Source organism: Mycobacterium shunyiense (genome assembly GCF_058270035.1).
Genome location: NZ_JBZDPT010000002.1, coordinates 1 through 16154, shown reverse-complemented (window position 1 = coordinate 16154; position 16154 = coordinate 1). Strand labels below are relative to the sequence as shown.

Genomic DNA, 16154 nt, shown 5'->3' with positions numbered 1-16154 from the left:
TGGCCCGCGACCTTCTACTACACTCCGTCGTAGATTGGTCTGAGACCTCGGAAGTAGGGCCAGATGGACGCTTTGGACGTATCGCGGTGGCAGTTCGGAATCACCACCGTCTACCACTTCATATTCGTACCGCTGACCATTGGGTTGGCGCCGTTGATCGCCGTCATGCAAACCGCATGGGTGTTCACCGGTAACGACAGCTGGTATCGCCTCACGCGATTCTTCGGCAAGCTGTTTCTGATCAACTTCGCGATCGGTGTGGCCACCGGCATCGTGCAGGAATTCCAGTTCGGCATGAACTGGAGCGAATACTCGCGTTTCGTCGGCGACATCTTCGGCGCACCGCTGGCCTTCGAGGGCCTGGTCGCGTTCTTCGTCGAGTCCACGTTCATCGGCCTGTGGATCTTCGGCTGGACGCGACTGCCGCGTGCCGTTCATTTGTTCTGCATCTGGATGGTCGCCTTTGCGGTCAACGCGTCGGCGTTCTTCATCATCGCCGCCAACTCGTTCATGCAGCACCCGGTCGGGGCGAAGTACAACCCGGAGAGCGGGCGGGCTGAGCTCATCGACTTCGGCGCCCTGCTCAGCAACAACACCGCTATCTGGGCGTTCCTGCATGTCGTCGCCGGGTCGCTGCTCACCGCGGGCACCTTCGTCGCGGCCGTGAGTGCGTGGCTGATGGTGCGTGACCGGCGCAGGACAAACGCCGACAAGGCGGCTGCCGAGTCCACGGAGGTATCCGACGCCGCAGCCGCCAACGACTCCGCTGGAATGTACCGACCCGCAACGATTCTCGGCAGCCTCGTGGCACTGGCCGCAGTCGCCGTGATCTTCTTCACCGGTGACATTCAAGGCAAGTTGATGTTCGTGCAACAGCCGATGAAGATGGCCTCGGCCGAATCCCTGTGCGACACGCAGACAGACCCGTACTTCTCGGTCCTGACCGTGGGTACGCACAACAACTGCGCCAGCGTGACCCACGTGATCGAGGTGCCCTACGTGCTGCCCTTCCTGGCCGAGGGCAAATTCAGCGGCGTCACCCTGGAGGGCGTCAACGACCTCCAAAAACAGTACGAATCACGGTTCGGGCCCGGCGATTACCGGCCGAATCTCTTCGTCACCTACTGGTCGTTCCGGGCGATGATCGGCCTCATGGTGGTGCCACTGGCGTTCGCCCTGCTGACGCTGTGGCTGACCCGCCGCCGACGGCTTCCCGACCAACGGTGGTACGGCATCTTCGCGCTGATCACCCTGCCCACACCGTTCCTGGCCAATTCGGCCGGCTGGGTCTTCACCGAGATGGGCCGGCAGCCCTGGGTGGTGGTGCCCAATCCGACCGGTGACCAGATGGTTCGGCTGACGGTGCAACAGGGCGTGTCTGACCATGCGGCCGGCACGGTGTTCTTCTCACTCGCGGTCTTCACCCTCCTCTACGGCGTGCTCGCGGTCGTCTGGTTCTGGCTGCTGCGCCGCTATGTGACCGAAGGGCCACAGGAACACGATTCCGAGCCGGCACCGCCGACGCCTCCAGACGAGGACGAATCCGCCCCGCTGTCTTTCGCGTACTGAGAGGACTGATCTCAGATGGGACTCCAAGAACTCTGGTTCATACTCATCGCCGTCCTGTTCCTCGGATTCGTGGTTCTGGAAGGCTTCGACTTCGGTGTCGGGATGCTGATGGCCCCGCTCGGCAGCGCGGGCGAAGGCGATCCGGAAAGCCGCAGACGAGCCGTGCTGAACACCATCGGACCGGTGTGGGACGCCAACGAGGTGTGGCTGATCACCGCGGGCGCAGCCATGTTCGCGGCATTCCCCAACTGGTATGCGACGCTGTTCTCCGCGCTGTACCTGCCGCTGCTGGCGATTCTGTTCGGGATGATCCTGCGCATCGTGGGCATCGAGTGGCGCGGCAAGATCGACGACACCAAGTGGCGCAAATACGCCGACCTCGGCATCGCCGTGGGATCGTGGCTGCCCGCCATACTGTGGGGTGTCGCTTTCGCAATCCTGGTGCGCGGCTTGCCGATTGACGCCAACCATCGGGTGCACGCCGGGGTCGGCGACGTGCTCAACGCCTACACGGTGCTCGGCGGGCTCGCGACCGCATCGCTGTTCGCGTTCTACGGTTCGGTGTTCATCGCATTGAAAACCGCCGGCCCCATACGCGACGACGCGTTCCGGTTCGCCCGGATACTGACCCTGCCCGTGATCCTGCTGGCCGGCGGCTTCGGTCTGTGGACACAGCTGGCCCACGGCAAGCCATGGACCTGGGCGGCCCTGGCGGTCGCGGTGGTCGCACTGCTGATCTCGGTGGCATTGATGTGGTCTCGGTCGCGGGAAGGCTGGGCCTTCGTCGCCACCGTGGTGGTCGTGGCCGCCGTCGTCGTCCTGCTGTTCGGTGCGATGTACCCGTACCTCCTGCCGTCCACGCTGAGCTCGGAGTGGGGCGTGACCATCTACAACGGCTCCTCCACCCCGTACACCCTGAAGATCATGACGTGGGCGTCGTTGACGCTGCTGCCTCTGGTGTTGGTGTACCAGGGCTGGACCTACTGGGTGTTCCGCAAGCGGATTTCGGCAGACCGTATCCCCGCCCCCATCGGACTGTCTCGGCGGTCGGTCTGAATCTCTGGCGCGCGCTCGGTATCCGCGGGGCCGCCGGCGCTACGACGGGGTTACGGCGCTACCTGCTGGCGGCGGTGATCTGCGGCGTGACCATAAGCGCCAGCACCATCGCCGCAGCGGTGGTGCTGGCACACATCGTGGCCGCCATCATCGTCGACCCCGGTTCAGCGGCCGGCCACGGCAGTGCGCTGGTGGCACTGTGTGCGCTGTGGATCCTGCGCGCGGCCGCACACTGGCTTCAGGGCCGGCTGTCGCAGCGCGGTGCCACCGCGGTGATCGGGGAATTGTCCAGCCAGGTGCTGCGCTCGGTAACCTCTGCCCCGCCAAGACAATTGGCGGCCGAGCGCGATGCCGCAGCCGCAGTGGTGACCCGCGGCCTGGATGGTCTACGACCGTACTTGAGCGGCTACCTGCCCGCGGTGATCCAGGCCGCCGTCCTGACACCGGTGGCCGTGATCGTGATGGCCTGTTACGACCTTCAGTCCGCGGCGATCGTGGTGATCGCGCTGCCTCTCATCCCGGTGTTCATGATTCTCATCGGCCTCGTCACGGCCGACCGGTCGGCCGCCGCACTGGCGGCGATGACGACCCTGCAGGCCCGACTGCTCGACCTCGTGGCAGGGATCCCCACCCTGCGCGCCGTCGGCCGGGCCGCCGGCTCGGCCCAGCGCATCACTGAACTGGCTGCCGCGCACCGACGCTCGGCCATGGCAACCCTACGGATTGCGTTCCTGTCCTCATTGGTGCTCGAACTGCTGGCCACCCTGGGCGTGGCGCTGGTGGCAGTCAGCGTCGGCCTACGGCTGGTCTACGGCGAGATGGACCTGTCCGCGGGCCTGACCGCCCTGTTGCTGGCTCCCGAGGTGTTCTGGCCACTGCGCCGTGTCGGCGCGGCCTTTCACGCGGCCCAGGACGGTAAGACCGCCGCGGAACAAGCGTTCAAGCTCTGCGAGACGCACCAACCCGCCGAAGGTGGGGTGCGCGTGGCGGACGCCGCTCCGGCGATCGAGTTGGAGGGTCTGGGGCCAACCATCGAGCCGGGCCGGGTCACCGTGCTCACCGGCCCCAACGGAGCGGGAAAATCGACTGCACTACAAGCCATTCTCGGTTTGGCCACGCTTCCGTCCGGGCCCGTGCGGATCGATGGAGTGGATGTCGGTGACCTGGACATGACGGCGTGGTGGCACAGCATCGCCTGGCTGCCACACCGGCCCGTGCTGATCCCGGGAACGGTCCGAGAAAACCTTGAGCTGCTCGGACCACTGACCGACCTGGCCCGCGCCTGCCGCGATTCCGGCTTCGACGACGTGCTGAACGACCTTCCCGACGGACTGGAGACGAGGATCGGCCGCACCGGAGTCGGATTGTCACTGGGACAACGACAGCGGTTGGGCCTTGCCCGGGCACTCGGGGCCTCGGCACGGGTGCTGCTTCTCGATGAGCCCACCGCCCACCTCGATTCCGCGCTGGAACATCGGGTGTTGCAGGCGATCGTCGCCCGGGCCCGCGCAGGTGCCACAGTCGTCGTGGTCGGCCACCGGGATCCGGTGGTGGCGATCGGCGACGAGGTGATCACGATTGGTGCGGCGCATGTTTCGACGTGATCCGCTGCTGCGACTGACACTGGACCTGCTGCGGCCCCGGCTGAGCCAGCTGATCCTGGCCGGCGGCCTCGGAGTGCTCTCGCTGGGCAGCGCGCTGGCCCTGGCGGGCATCTCGGCGTGGTTGATCACGAGGGCCTGGCAGATGCCCCCGATCCTGGACCTCTCGGTCGCCGTCGTCGCAGTGCGTGCGCTGGGTATCTCCCGCGGTGTGCTCGGCTACTGCCAGCGCCTGGCCGCCCACGACACGGCACTGAGGTCCGCGGCCAACGCCCGCACCGGCTTGTACCGCAGGCTCGCAACCGGCCCCGACGACGACGCGATGCGGCTTCCGAGCGGGGAGTTGGTGTCCCGGGTCGGCAGTTCCGTCGATGAACTGGCCGACGTCGTAGTGCGGTCTGTGCTGCCGATCGTGGTGGCCACAGTGCTCAGCGCGGTGGCGGTCGGTGTCATCGCGCTCATCTCCCCCGGCGCCGCGGTGGTGCTGACGCTGTGCCTGCTGATCGCCGGCGTGGTGGCCCCGGCACTCACCGCCCGCTCCGTGGCCGCCGCGGAATCCGTTGCTGTCCAACACCGTGGTGACCGCGACTCCGCAACGATGTTGGCCCTGGAGTACGCGCCGGAGTTGCGGGTGAGCGGGCGCCTCGACGATGTCATCGCCACCGCGGAGCGCCACCACCGCGACTGGGGCCACGCCGCTGACCGCGCGGCCGCCCCGGCAGCGCTGGCCGCCGCGATGCCCAGCATCGCCATTGGTGCCAGCGTCCTGGGTGCGGTCATCGCAGGCATCGCACTGGCCCCCACGACCGCGCCGACCACCTTGGCCATCCTGATGTTGTTGCCCTTGTCGGCTTTCGAGGCCACTACCGCCCTGCCCGACGCTGCCGTCGGGCTCACGAAGTCCCGCATCGCCGCACGCCGTCTGCTCGAGCTCACCGAGGGCGATCCCCTGGCCCGCCGACGTCCCACGGCACCTTCGGTCGACCTGCCCGACGGGGGCCGACTGGCCGTCGTCGGGCCGAGCGGCTCGGGAAAGACGACGCTGTTGATGGCGCTGGCCGAACGACTCGATGAAACACCCGGACGTGCAGCGTTTTTCGCCGAAGATGCACACATTTTCGAGACCACGGTGCGGGACAACGTTCTCGTGGTCCGCGGGGATGTCACCGACACCGAATTGCTGTCAGCGATCGACCGTGTCGGTCTCACCGAATGGTTGGACGGCCTGCCCGATGGCTTGTCGACCGTGCTCGAGGGCGGTCACACCGCGTTGTCGGCCGGTCAGCGACGCCGGTTGCTGCTGGCGCGAGTGCTGGTGTCCGATTTCTCTGTCGTCCTGCTCGATGAGCCCACCGAGAACCTCGACGCCGCCGACAGCCAACGGATCCTGACCGAAATCCTCACTCCGGGTGACTGGTTCGCCCCAGACCGGACCGTCGTCGTCGCCACCCACCATCTGCCGGACACGCTCGCCTGCCCCGTCGTCCACTGTCCGCAACCGGGCACCATCACCGACGGGTAGCCTCGCAGACATGACCGACGAGCGATCCAACCCATCCGGGTCGGAGGAGCCGCAGCCGACCGGGCCTCCCCCTCCGTCGGGATATCCCTACGGGCCGCCCCCCGGTGCGTATCCCGGGCCGTACCCGCCGCCGTACGGCGGATACCCGATGCAGCCCAGCCCGCGTGGGCCCGCCAACGGACTCGGCATCGCCGCGCTCATCCTGGCCATCTTCGCGTTGCTGCTGACATGGACGGTGATCGGTGGACTGATATTCGGCATCGTCGCACTGATCCTCGGATTTCTCGGTCGTGGGCGCAGCCAACGCGGCGAAGCCACCAATGGTGGCGTCGCCACCGCCGGAGTCGCGCTCGGCGCCATCGCCTGTGTGGTGTCTCTGGTGTTCGTCGGAATCTGGGTGTACTTCGGCCAACGATGGTTCGACGATGTCGGTGGCCGGGACTACGTGCACTGCATGCAGCAGGCCGGCGACGACACCGTCGCACAGCAGCGGTGCGAGAAGGAGTTCGAACGGCGGATCGAGGATTCCTTCGGCAACACGCCGACCTCTACCCGCTGAACCGACTCACGTCGTGGCGGCACCGGGGAAGTACTTGACGATTCCCTCCTGGACCACCGTCGCGACCAGATGGCCCGCTGCGTCGAAAAAGTGACCGGTGCCCAGGCCTCGGGATTCGGCCGCCACCGGCGACGTGGTCGAGTACAGCACCCACTCGTCGAACTTGACCGGCCGGTGAAACCACACGGAGTGGTTCATCGTCACCGCGAAGATCCGGTCAAAACCCCAGGACAACCCATGCGTGGTGATGATCGAATCGAGCACGGTGGTATCGGAGGAGTACACCAGGGCCGCACCGTGCAGTACGGGATCGGAGGGCATGGTGCCCTCCGTCTTCAGCCACACCCGGTTGTGCTCGAGCTTGCCGCCCTTTTTCCGCATCACCCAGGACGGATCGTTGGTGTACCGCCATTCGATCGGGCGTAACGCCTCGACGAACAACGGCACCGTTTTCTCATAGCCGCGCAGCAATTCATCGATCTTGGGCAGCGTGTCCGGATGCGGAACCTCCGGAGCCGGCACGCTGTGCTCGAGCCCCCGGCCGGCGTTCATGTAAGACAGCATCACCGAGGTCAGCAGGTTCCCGTCCTGCATGACATCCACCCGGCGGTTGGCGAACCGGCGCTCGTCGCGCAGCCGCACTACATGGAACTCCAGATCCTTTTCCGGATCGCCACCGGCGATGAAGTGCGCATTCAGCGCACTCGGCGCGAGCTTGTGTTCCAGCGTGCGCCCGCCGGCGACAAACGCCTGCGCGATCATCTGGCCGCCGAAGGTGCGCACCGGGTTCTTGCTCGGATGCGAGCCGATGAACAGGTTGTCATCGACGCGATTCAGATCGAGAACAGCCAGCAGCTCCTCGAAATCCGGGTGTGTCAAGGAATGCCTTTCGAGATCTTTGGCGGCGCTGGTCGGCAGGCGACCGCTAGACGTCGTCCTCCCCGATGCGGTGCACGTGGATCAGATTCGTGGAGCCTACTGTGCCCGGCGGAGCACCCGCGACGATGACCACCAGCTCACCGCGCTTGTAGCGACCCAGATCCAGCAGCGACTTGTCGACCTGGCGGATCATGTCGTCCGTGCTCTTCATCTGCGCCACGATGAACGTCTCGGTGCCCCAGGTCAGGGCCAACTGGCTGCGGACCTCGGGCAACGCCGTGAACGCCAGCACCGGAAGCGGGGTGTGCAGCCGGGCCAGGCGACGCACGGTGTCACCGGACTGGGTGAACGCGACCAACGCCTTTGCGTCGAGTCGCTCCCCGATATCGCGGGCCGCATAGGAGATGACCCCGCGCTTGGTGCGAGGGGTGTGCGTCAGCGGCGGCACGCTCACCGAATTGTCCTCGACCGCCTTGATGATGCGGGCCATCGTCTTGACGGCCTCCAGCGGGTACTTGCCGACAGAAGTCTCGCCGGACAGCATCACCGCGTCCGCGCCGTCGAGCACGGCGTTGGCGACGTCCGAGGCCTCCGCGCGGGTGGGCCGGGAGCTTTCGATCATCGACTCCAGCATCTGGGTCGCGACGATGACGGGTTTGGCGTTCTCCCTTGCCATCTGGATGGCGCGCTTCTGGACCAGAGGCACTTCTTCCAGCGGCAGTTCGACACCGAGATCGCCGCGGGCGACCATGATCGCGTCGAACGCCAGCACGATGGCCTCGAGGTTTTCGACGGCCTCCGGCTTCTCCAGCTTCGCGATCACCGGAACGCGCCGGCCAACCCGGTCCATCACCTCGTGGACGAGTTCGATGTCGGCGGGCGACCGGACGAACGACAGGGCAATGAGATCAACGCCGAGGCGCAGCGCGAATTCGAGATCCTCGATGTCCTTCTCGGACAGCGCCGGTGCCGTCACGTTCATGCCGGGCAACGACATGCCCTTGTTGTTGCTGACCGGGCCGCCCTCGGTGACCGTGCAGATCACGTCGCTGCCGTCGATCTGGTCGACCACCAGGCCGACGTTGCCGTCGTCGACGAGGACCCGATCCCCCGGCCGGGCGTCCTCGGCCAACCGCTTGTAGGTGGTCGACACCCGGTCGTGCGTGCCCTCGCAGTCGTCGACGGTGATCCGCACCGATTCACCGTTCGCCCAGTAGGTCGGGCCGTCTGTGAATCGCCCCAACCTGATCTTGGGGCCCTGAAGGTCAGCCAGCACACCCACAGCGTGGCCGGTGGCATCCGATGCCGCCCGGATCCGCTTGTAGGCGGCCTCGTGGTCGGTGTAGTCACCGTGGCTGAAGTTCAGCCGCGCGACATCCATCCCGGCCTCGACCAGCGCGCGCACCGTCTCATCAGTGCTGGTAGCCGGGCCAAGCGTACAAACGATCTTTCCGCGTCTGCTCACGTCATGTCAGCTTAGTCGTTGATCGATTCAGATGACGGCCAGAGGCAGGGTGCCGGGCCTCACCGGCGACGGCAGATCCGACTCACCCATCAGGTAGGCGTCCACCGCGTGCGCCGCGCTGCGGCCCTCGGCGATGGCCCACACCACCAGCGAGGCGCCCCGGTGGGCATCGCCGCAAACGAACACCCCGGGCGCGTCGGTCTGCCAATCCGAACCGCACGACACAGTGCCGCGCCGGGTCAGTTTCAGGTGCAGCCCGTCGAGCAGCGCCATGTGCTCCACGCCTTCGAACCCGATCGCCAACAGCGCCAGGTCGCAGGGAATCTGCAACGACTCGCCGACCGGGGTGATCTCGCGCCGTCCTTCCGCGTCGCGGGTCACCTGAACCTCGGCAATCTCGACGGCCCGCACGTGACCGTTTTCGTCGCCTAGAAAACGCTGCACGGCCACCTCGAACCGGCGCGCGCCACCTTCTGCGTGTGCCGGGGAGGTCCGCAGCACCAACGGCCACGTCGGCCAGGGAGAGAGTTCGTCGTCGCGGGTCTCGGGTGGCTCGGCGTTGTAGTCGAGCTGCGTCACTGACGCCGCACCCTGACGGTGCGCGGTACCCAGGCAGTCGGCGCCGGTGTCACCGCCACCGATGATCACCACGTGCTTGCCCGCCGCCGAGATCGGCGACGACGAGTCGCCTTCACACTCGCGGTTGGCCGGCACCAGATGCTCCATCGCCAGGTGCACGCCATCGAGCTCTCGTCCGGGCACGTCGTTGTCTCGGCCCCGGAGCGCGCCGACCGCCAGCACCACCGCCTGGTGACGCTGACGCAGCTGCTCGACGGTCAGATCGACGCCCACTTCGCACTCGGTGACGAATCGGGTGCCCTCGGCCCGCATCTGGGCCAGACGCTGATTCAGCACCGACTTCTCGAGCTTGTACTCGGGGATCCCGTAGCGCAGCAGCCCACCCACCCGGTTGTCACGCTCGTACACCGTCACCTCGTGGCCGGCCCGCGTGAGCTGTTGTGCCGCAGCCAAACCTGCCGGTCCCGAACCGACGACTGCCACGCTTTTGCCGGTGGAGATCGCGGCGGGCTGGGGTTCGACGGTGCCGTTCATCCAGGCGTGGTCGGCGATCGTCTGCTCGATGCGCTTGATCGTCACGCTGCCGCCGGTCTGCTCCTCGGAGATCGAGAGCACGCAGGCTGCCTCGCATGGCGCCGGGCACAGCCGTCCGGTGAACTCCGGAAAGTTGTTGGTGGCGTGCAGGCGGTCACTGGCCGCATCCCAACGTCCCCGCCGTACCAGGTCGTTCCATTCCGGGATCAGGTTGCCCAGCGGACAGCCCGCCTTGCCGGAATGGCAGAACGGGATCCCGCAATCCATACAGCGCCGGGCCTGCTGCGACACCTCGCCGGCGCGCGCGTTGGGATCCTCGCGCTCGTACACCTCGCGCCAGTCCCCCACCCGCTCCTCGACGGGGCGCTTGGCCGCCTCGATTTTGGGGACACGAAGAAATCCGGTCGGATCAGCCACGGCTGGCCTCCATGATCGCGCTGTCCACATCGCGTCCCTCGGCCTTGGCCATCCGGGTCGCCTGCAGCACACGCTGGTAGTCGGTGGGCATTACTTTGGTGAATTGCGCACTGCGCCGGGGCCAGTCAGCCAGAATCGAGGACGCCAGCGTGCTGCCGGTATGGCGAGCGTGGCCGGCCACCACATCGTGCAGCCAGGCCAGATCTTCGGCCTCCAACTGCTGCAGCTGCACCATTTCGGTGTTGACCCGGGCCGGGTCCAGACCGAGCACGAAGGCGATGCCACCGGACATGCCGGCAGCCAGGTTGCGCCCGGTCTTACCCAGGATGACCACCCGTCCGCCGGTCATGTACTCACACGCATGGTCTCCGACGCCTTCGACGACGGCCAAAGCGCCGGAATTGCGCGCGCAGAACCGCTCACCGACCCGGCCCCGCAAGAACACCTCACCCGAGGTGGCTCCGTACAGCAGAGTGTTCCCGGCGACAACGTTGTCCTCGGGCAGAAACAGCACATCGTCGGGTGGCCGCACGATCACCCGGCCGCCGGAAAGCCCCTTGCCCACATAATCATTGGCATCACCGATCAGATCGAGTGTGACTCCCGGCGGCAGGAACGCCCCGATCGACTGGCCGGCCGACCCGGTCAGGGTGACGTGAATGGTGTTGTCGGGCAATCCGGCCGCACCGTAGCGTCGGGTGACCTCTGATCCGAGCAAAGTACCCACTGTGCGGTTGACGTTGCGAACCGGGAGTTCCAAGCGAACCGGCAGCGCATCTTCGAGTGCGCCCTCGGCGAGTTGGATGAGGGTCTGATCGAGAGCCTGCTCGAGTCCGTGATCCTGGTCGCGCACCCGGAGCCGCTGAGTGAGCGCGCCGCCCTCGGCATCCGTCGGCAGCGCGAAGATCGGGCTGAGGTCCAGCCCACGGCTCTTCCAGTGCGCCACACCGGGATCGGTGTCGAGTACCTCGGCATGGCCGACGGCCTGGTCGATACTGCGGAATCCCAACTCGGCCAGGTAACGGCGGATGTCCTCGGCAATGAAGGTGAAGAAGTTCTCGACGAACTCGGGCTTGCCGTTGAACCGTGCCCGCAGTTCCGGGTTCTGCGTGGCCACGCCGACCGGGCAGGTGTCGAGGTGACAGACCCGCATCATGATGCAGCCCGACACCACCAGCGGCGCGGTGGCAAAACCGAACTCCTCGGCGCCCAACAGTGCAGCCACGATCACATCGCGGGCGCTGCGCATGCCACCGTCGCACTGCACGGTGATCCGGTCACGCAAACCGTTGAGCACCAACGTCTGCTGGGTGTCGGCGAGACCGATCTCCCACGGCGCCCCGGCATGCTTGAGTGAGGTCAACGGTGCCGCGCCCGTTCCACCGTCATATCCGGATATCAACACGACGTCGGCGTGCGCCTTCGACACCCCGGCCGCGACCGTGCCGACGCCGACGCTGCTGACCAGCTTCACGTGGATCCGGGCCTGGTCATTGGCGTTCTTCAGATCGTGGATGAGCTGGGCCAGGTCCTCGATCGAGTAGATGTCGTGGTGTGGCGGCGGCGAGATCAGTCCCACGCCGGGAGTGGAGTGCCGGGTCTTGGCGATGTTGGGATACACCTTGTAACCCGGAAGCTGGCCCCCCTCACCGGGTTTGGCGCCCTGAGCCATCTTGATCTGGATGTCGGTGGCGTTCACCAGATAGTCGCTGGTGACGCCGAAACGCCCCGAGGCCACCTGCTTGACGGCGCTGCGCCGGCGCGGATCGTACAGTCGGTCGACGTCCTCACCACCTTCACCGCTGTTGGATCGGCCGCCGAGGTTGTTCATGGCGATCGCCATGGTCTCGTGGGCCTCCGCTGAGATGGAGCCGTAGCTCATCGCCCCGGTGTTGAACCGGGTCACGATCGACTCGACCGGTTCGACCTCATCGAGCGGAACCGGGGGCCGCAGTCCCTGCTTGAACTCGAACAGCCCGCGCAGGGTCCCGCCTTCGCGAGACAGCCGATCGACCTCCGCCGAGTAGCGAGCGAAAATGTCGCGCCGACCGGTCCGGGTCGAATGCTGCAGCAGAAACACCACTTCCGGGGTGAACAGATGCAGCTCACCTTCCCGACGGAACGCGTACTCGCCCCCGACCTCCAGCCGGCGGTGCACCCGCTCGGTGGGGTTCTCCGGATAGGCGCGCCGGTGACGAAGCTTGACCTCCTCCGCCAGCACATCCAGCCCGACGCCGCCGAGCTGACTGGTGGTTCCCGTGAAGTAGTCGTCGACGACGTCACGGCTCAGCCCGATCGCCTCGAAGACCTGGGCGGCGGTGTACGACGCGACCGTGGAGATGCCCATCTTGCTCATCACCTTCACCACGCCCTTGCCGAGCGCCTTGACGTAATTGCGTACGGCAGTGGCTGTTTCGATGCCGGTGAGCTCTCCTTCGCGGATGAGGTCCTCGATCGACTCGAAGGCCAGATACGGGTTGACGGCGGCAGCGCCGTACCCGATGAGCATGGCGATGTGATGGACCTCGCGGGCGTCACCGCTTTCCACCACGAGCGCCACTTTGGTGCGTTCCTTGGAACGCACCAGGTGGTGGTGCACCGCGGAAACGGCGAGCAGCGACGGGATGGGAGCCCTGGTGTGGTCGGAATCGCGATCGGAGATCACCAGTGTGCGGGCACCTTTGGCAATCGCCTCGGTCGCCCTCGACCGCAGGTCATCGACCGCTTCGGCCAGACCTTCCCCACCGCGCTCGACGTCGTAGAGCGCACGCAGCACGGCGGTGCGTAAGCCAGGATGCTCACCGTCGTCATTGATGTGGACGATCTTGCTCAGCTCGTCATTGTCCAGAACCGGCCAGCGCAAGACGATTTGACGACACGACGCGGCCGAAGGCTCCAGCAGATTCTCCTCGGGCCCCATCACGCGGGCCATCGAGGTGACCACCTCCTCGCGGATGGCGTCCAACGGTGGGTTCGTCACCTGGGCGAACAGTTCGACGAAGTAGTCGTAGAGCAGCCGTGAGCGCTTGGAGAGCACCGCGACGGGAGTATCGGTTCCCATCGAACCGAGCGGCTCGCCGCCGGATGCCGCCATCGGCGTCAGCAGGATCCGCAGCTCCTCCTCGGTGTAGCCGAACGCGATCTGACGGCGCACCACCGAGTCGTGATTCGGCTGAGTCCGGGCCCGCTCGGGCAACGTACCGAGATCGAGCAGCCCGGCATGCAGCCACTCGCCGTAGGGTTCGGCGGCGGACAACTGCTCCTTGATCTCGTCGTCTCCGATGATGCGCCCCGCAGCGGTGTCGACCAGGAACATCTTGCCGGGCTGCAGGCGCCCCTTGGCGACGATCTCGCCCGACGGCACGTCGAGCACACCGCTCTCGCTGGCGAGGATGACCCGGTCATCGACCGTGCGCCACCAGCGTCCCGGCCGCAGACCGTTGCGGTCCAGTACTGCCCCCACCACGGTGCCGTCGGTGAACGTCACGCAGGCCGGCCCATCCCACGGTTCCATCAGCGAAGCATGGAACTTCCAGAACGCGCGCTCCGTGGCGTCCATGGTGGTGGCGTTCTGCCACGCCTCCGGAATCATCATCAGCACCGCGTGCGGCAGGCTACGCCCGCCCAGGTGCAGCAGCTCAAGCACCTCGTCGAAGGACGCCGAATCAGAGGCGTCGGGGCTGCAGATCGGCGACAACCGGCTCAGATCGCCAGGAATCAGGGCGCTGGCCAGCAGCGCCTCCCGGGCATGCATGCGGTTGCGGTTACCCCGCACGGTGTTGATCTCGCCGTTGTGGGCGACGAAGCGGAACGGATGCGCCAACGGCCACGACGGAAATGTGTTGGTGGAGAAGCGACTGTGCACGATGGCGATCGCGCTCATGCAGCGCTCGTCCCGCAGATCCGGAAAGTATTGCGGCAGCTGCATTGTCGTCAGCATGCCCTTGTACACGATGGTCCGGCTGGACAACGACGCGAAGTACACCGCATCGGCGCCCTGGCCCTGTTCGGCACGCTTGCGCAGTGGATAGACCTTGCGGTCCAGCTCGACACCGCTCGGCCGGTTGCCGTCGACCTCTGGTGCCGCGACGAACAACTGTGCCATGTGGGGCATGCAGCCCAACGCCGTCGAACCGATCTCGGCGCCGTCCGGATCCACCGGCACCTCGCGCCAGCCGAGAACCTCAAGGTCCTCCTCAGCGGCCAGTGCTTCGATGCGGGCGCGCGCAGCACCGCGCGCGTCCTGATCCTGCGGCAGAAAACAGATGCCCGCGGCGAAACTGTGGCTGCCGTCGGCGGCAGAGGCCGGCAGCGCGAAGTCGACCACGTCAGTCAGGAGTTCGACCGGCAGTTGCAGCAGGATGCCGGCGCCGTCGCCGCTGTTGGGCTCGGCCCCGGCGGCACCTCGGTGTTCGAGGTGCTCGAGGGCGATCAGCCCGTCAGTGACGATGCCGTGGGAGCGGCGGCCCTGAATGTCGGTGATCATAGCCACGCCGCAGGAATCGGCCTCGTTGGCGGGGTCATACAGCCCCTGCGCATCTGGCAATGCCGAGAACAGCACTTGATCGCACCTCCGCAAGTCCGGAACATCCTGGTCCCGGGACTGCACCGGCCCGAATTTTCAGTGTATCAGCGCAGGTGGGCTACTACTGAGCGCTTAACGTCGGGACCAGTGGGAAGACCGGCAGGTTACGCACCACCGTCCATAGCACCAACGCGACCACGATCGTCGCCACCGCGGGCATCGGAAACAGCGCCTTGCCCAACCGCCACCGCACCAACATCCACACCATCAGCGCAGGCAGACCGACCAAGGCGAATACGTTGTCCACGATCGCCGCGGCCACGTCGCCGTGCAGCAGATCATGGGCCATCCGCAGCCCGCCACAGGCCGGACAGTTCAATCCGGTCAGGGCCTTGAACGGGCAGCCAGGAAACAGGAACCCGGGACGGTGTGGATCCGCCACACCGGTGTAGGCCACCGCGCCGGCCCCGAGCAATCCCGCCGCCAGCAGCGAGTATCGCCCGGCCGTCGTGGAGGTGAGGCCGCTAGGTTCCATCGCGCAGTGGACGCCCGTACGGGTCGCGAACCTTGTCGGTGAAGATCAGGATCGCGTCGACGAGCCCCCAGATGATGGCGCCGATGGTGCAGGTGGCCAAGCCCACGATCAACTGGGCGATGCCCAGTCCGGTTTGGCCCAGGTAGATCCGCCCGAGGCCGACAAAGCCGAACAGCCCGACCAACTGCAGCAGCCCGGCCACAACCTTCGACTTGTCGGAGAGCGGTTCGCCGGTCACCGGATGACGGCCGAAGGGCGCGCTCGGATCCACGAACGCCGGTGGATAGGGCGGATAGCCCGGTGGCGGCGGCGGATACCCCGCGGGCGGCGGAAAGCCGGCCGACGACGGGATATCCGAGGAGCCTCCGGACTGCGACGGATCAGTCATACAGCCAGGATGCCAGAGCCCGACCCTTACCGGTTACGGCGGAACCAGCGACGCACCCGACCGCCCTGCTTGGTTGCCTCGGAAGGCTCCGAAGGCTCGACAGCAGCGGGTGATTCCGGTTCGGCTTCGTCGGAGACGTCCTCGTCGGCAGTCACGTCTTCGTCGGTCTCGTCTTCGTCGACGGCCTCATCCGCAGCTTCGGCCGCGGGCTCCTCGGAAGCCTCTTCGTCGGTATCTGGCTCCTCGGCTGTGTCCGCGGCGCCTTCGTCGGCCTCGACCTCGACGTCATCCGCCTGGTCGACCTCATCGGCATCCACCGACGTCTCAGACTCACCAGTCTCGACCGGAAGGGCGTCTTCGGTGTCGGTATCGGTGTCGACTACCGCTTCCTCGCCTTCGGTGTCATCCGCGGTCTCGTCAGCAGTCTGCTCCTCGGTGGCTTCCTCAGATTCGAGTTCCGGCTCGTCGGCTACATCGGTGGACTCAACGTCAGCGGCGACTTCGCCAGCTTCCTCCACGTCAGAC

At 66.5% G+C, this 16154-nt stretch carries 11 protein-coding genes and 1 pseudogene; 5 read left to right on the top strand and 7 right to left on the bottom strand.

All coding sequences use genetic code 11. From position 1 onward, the window contains the following. The first annotated feature begins 63 nt into the window (after positions 1-63). Genes AC4ELS_RS02090 through AC4ELS_RS02070 form a run of 5 tightly spaced genes read left to right on the top strand, consistent with a single transcriptional unit; the run spans position 64 to position 6307 of the window. Entirely contained in the window at positions 64-1569 is a 1506-nt protein-coding gene (locus tag AC4ELS_RS02090) for a cytochrome ubiquinol oxidase subunit I (protein WP_064958662.1), read from the top strand. 15 nt (positions 1570-1584) lie between these two features. Beyond that, entirely contained in the window at positions 1585-2625 is a 1041-nt protein-coding gene (cydB, locus tag AC4ELS_RS02085) for a cytochrome d ubiquinol oxidase subunit II (RefSeq protein WP_064887233.1), read from the top strand. A gap of 20 nt (positions 2626-2645) precedes the next feature. Next, entirely contained in the window at positions 2646-4229 is a 1584-nt protein-coding gene (gene cydD / locus AC4ELS_RS02080) for a thiol reductant ABC exporter subunit CydD (protein WP_448447450.1), read from the top strand. Beyond that, the gene (locus tag AC4ELS_RS02075) at positions 4216-5748 is read left to right on the top strand and encodes an ATP-binding cassette domain-containing protein (RefSeq protein WP_499045597.1); all 1533 of its coding nucleotides are present in this window, start codon (positions 4216-4218) and stop codon (positions 5746-5748) included. Before cydD ends, AC4ELS_RS02075 begins: the two co-directional genes overlap by 14 nt. 10 nt (positions 5749-5758) lie before the next feature. Next, positions 5759-6307, top strand: a complete 549-nt coding sequence (locus AC4ELS_RS02070; RefSeq protein WP_499045595.1) for a DUF4190 domain-containing protein — start codon at positions 5759-5761, stop codon at positions 6305-6307. A 6-nt stretch (positions 6308-6313) separates the two neighbouring features. On the opposite strand, the gene AC4ELS_RS02065 is transcribed toward AC4ELS_RS02070, so the two are convergent. The 7 genes and pseudogenes from AC4ELS_RS02065 to AC4ELS_RS02035 form a co-directional block, all read right to left on the bottom strand. Then, entirely contained in the window at positions 6314-7186 is an 873-nt protein-coding gene (locus AC4ELS_RS02065; RefSeq protein ID WP_064887231.1) for an acyl-CoA thioesterase II, read from the bottom strand. Positions 7187-7232: 46 nt separating this feature from the next. After that, positions 7233-8651 carry a pyruvate kinase gene (gene pyk, locus AC4ELS_RS02060; RefSeq protein WP_064958660.1) on the bottom strand — a complete coding sequence of 473 codons (1419 nt, stop codon included), beginning with the start codon at positions 8649-8651 and terminating at the stop codon, positions 7233-7235. A gap of 27 nt (positions 8652-8678) precedes the next feature. After that, the gene (gene gltD / locus AC4ELS_RS02055) at positions 8679-10181 is read right to left on the bottom strand and encodes a glutamate synthase subunit beta (protein WP_064887229.1); all 1503 of its coding nucleotides are present in this window, start codon (positions 10179-10181) and stop codon (positions 8679-8681) included. Then, on the bottom strand, positions 10174-14742 hold the full coding sequence (gene gltB / locus AC4ELS_RS02050) for a glutamate synthase large subunit (RefSeq protein ID WP_499045592.1): 4569 nt from the start codon (positions 14740-14742) through the stop codon (positions 10174-10176). Before gltB ends, gltD begins: the two co-directional genes overlap by 8 nt. A gap of 85 nt (positions 14743-14827) precedes the next feature. After that, positions 14828-15241, bottom strand: a complete 414-nt coding sequence (locus AC4ELS_RS02045; RefSeq protein WP_448447272.1) for a DUF2752 domain-containing protein — start codon at positions 15239-15241, stop codon at positions 14828-14830. Continuing rightward, entirely contained in the window at positions 15231-15629 is a 399-nt protein-coding gene (locus AC4ELS_RS02040) for a TM2 domain-containing protein (protein WP_064887226.1), read from the bottom strand. Before AC4ELS_RS02040 ends, AC4ELS_RS02045 begins: the two co-directional genes overlap by 11 nt. A 26-nt stretch (positions 15630-15655) precedes the next feature. Beyond that, positions 15656-16154, bottom strand: a pseudogene (locus tag AC4ELS_RS02035) (hypothetical protein); the annotation flags it as partial.

Coding starts and splice junctions, on each gene's coding strand:
- AC4ELS_RS02075 (WP_499045597.1), top strand. CDS start 4,216: ATGTTTCGACGTGATCCGCTGCTGCGACTGACACTGGACCTGCTGCGG.
- AC4ELS_RS02045 (WP_448447272.1), bottom strand. CDS start 15,241: ATGGAACCTAGCGGCCTCACCTCCACGACGGCCGGGCGATACTCGCTG.
- AC4ELS_RS02070 (WP_499045595.1), top strand. CDS start 5,759: ATGACCGACGAGCGATCCAACCCATCCGGGTCGGAGGAGCCGCAGCCG.
- AC4ELS_RS02040 (WP_064887226.1), bottom strand. CDS start 15,629: ATGACTGATCCGTCGCAGTCCGGAGGCTCCTCGGATATCCCGTCGTCG.
- cydB (WP_064887233.1), top strand. CDS start 1,585: ATGGGACTCCAAGAACTCTGGTTCATACTCATCGCCGTCCTGTTCCTC.
- AC4ELS_RS02090 (WP_064958662.1), top strand. CDS start 64: ATGGACGCTTTGGACGTATCGCGGTGGCAGTTCGGAATCACCACCGTC.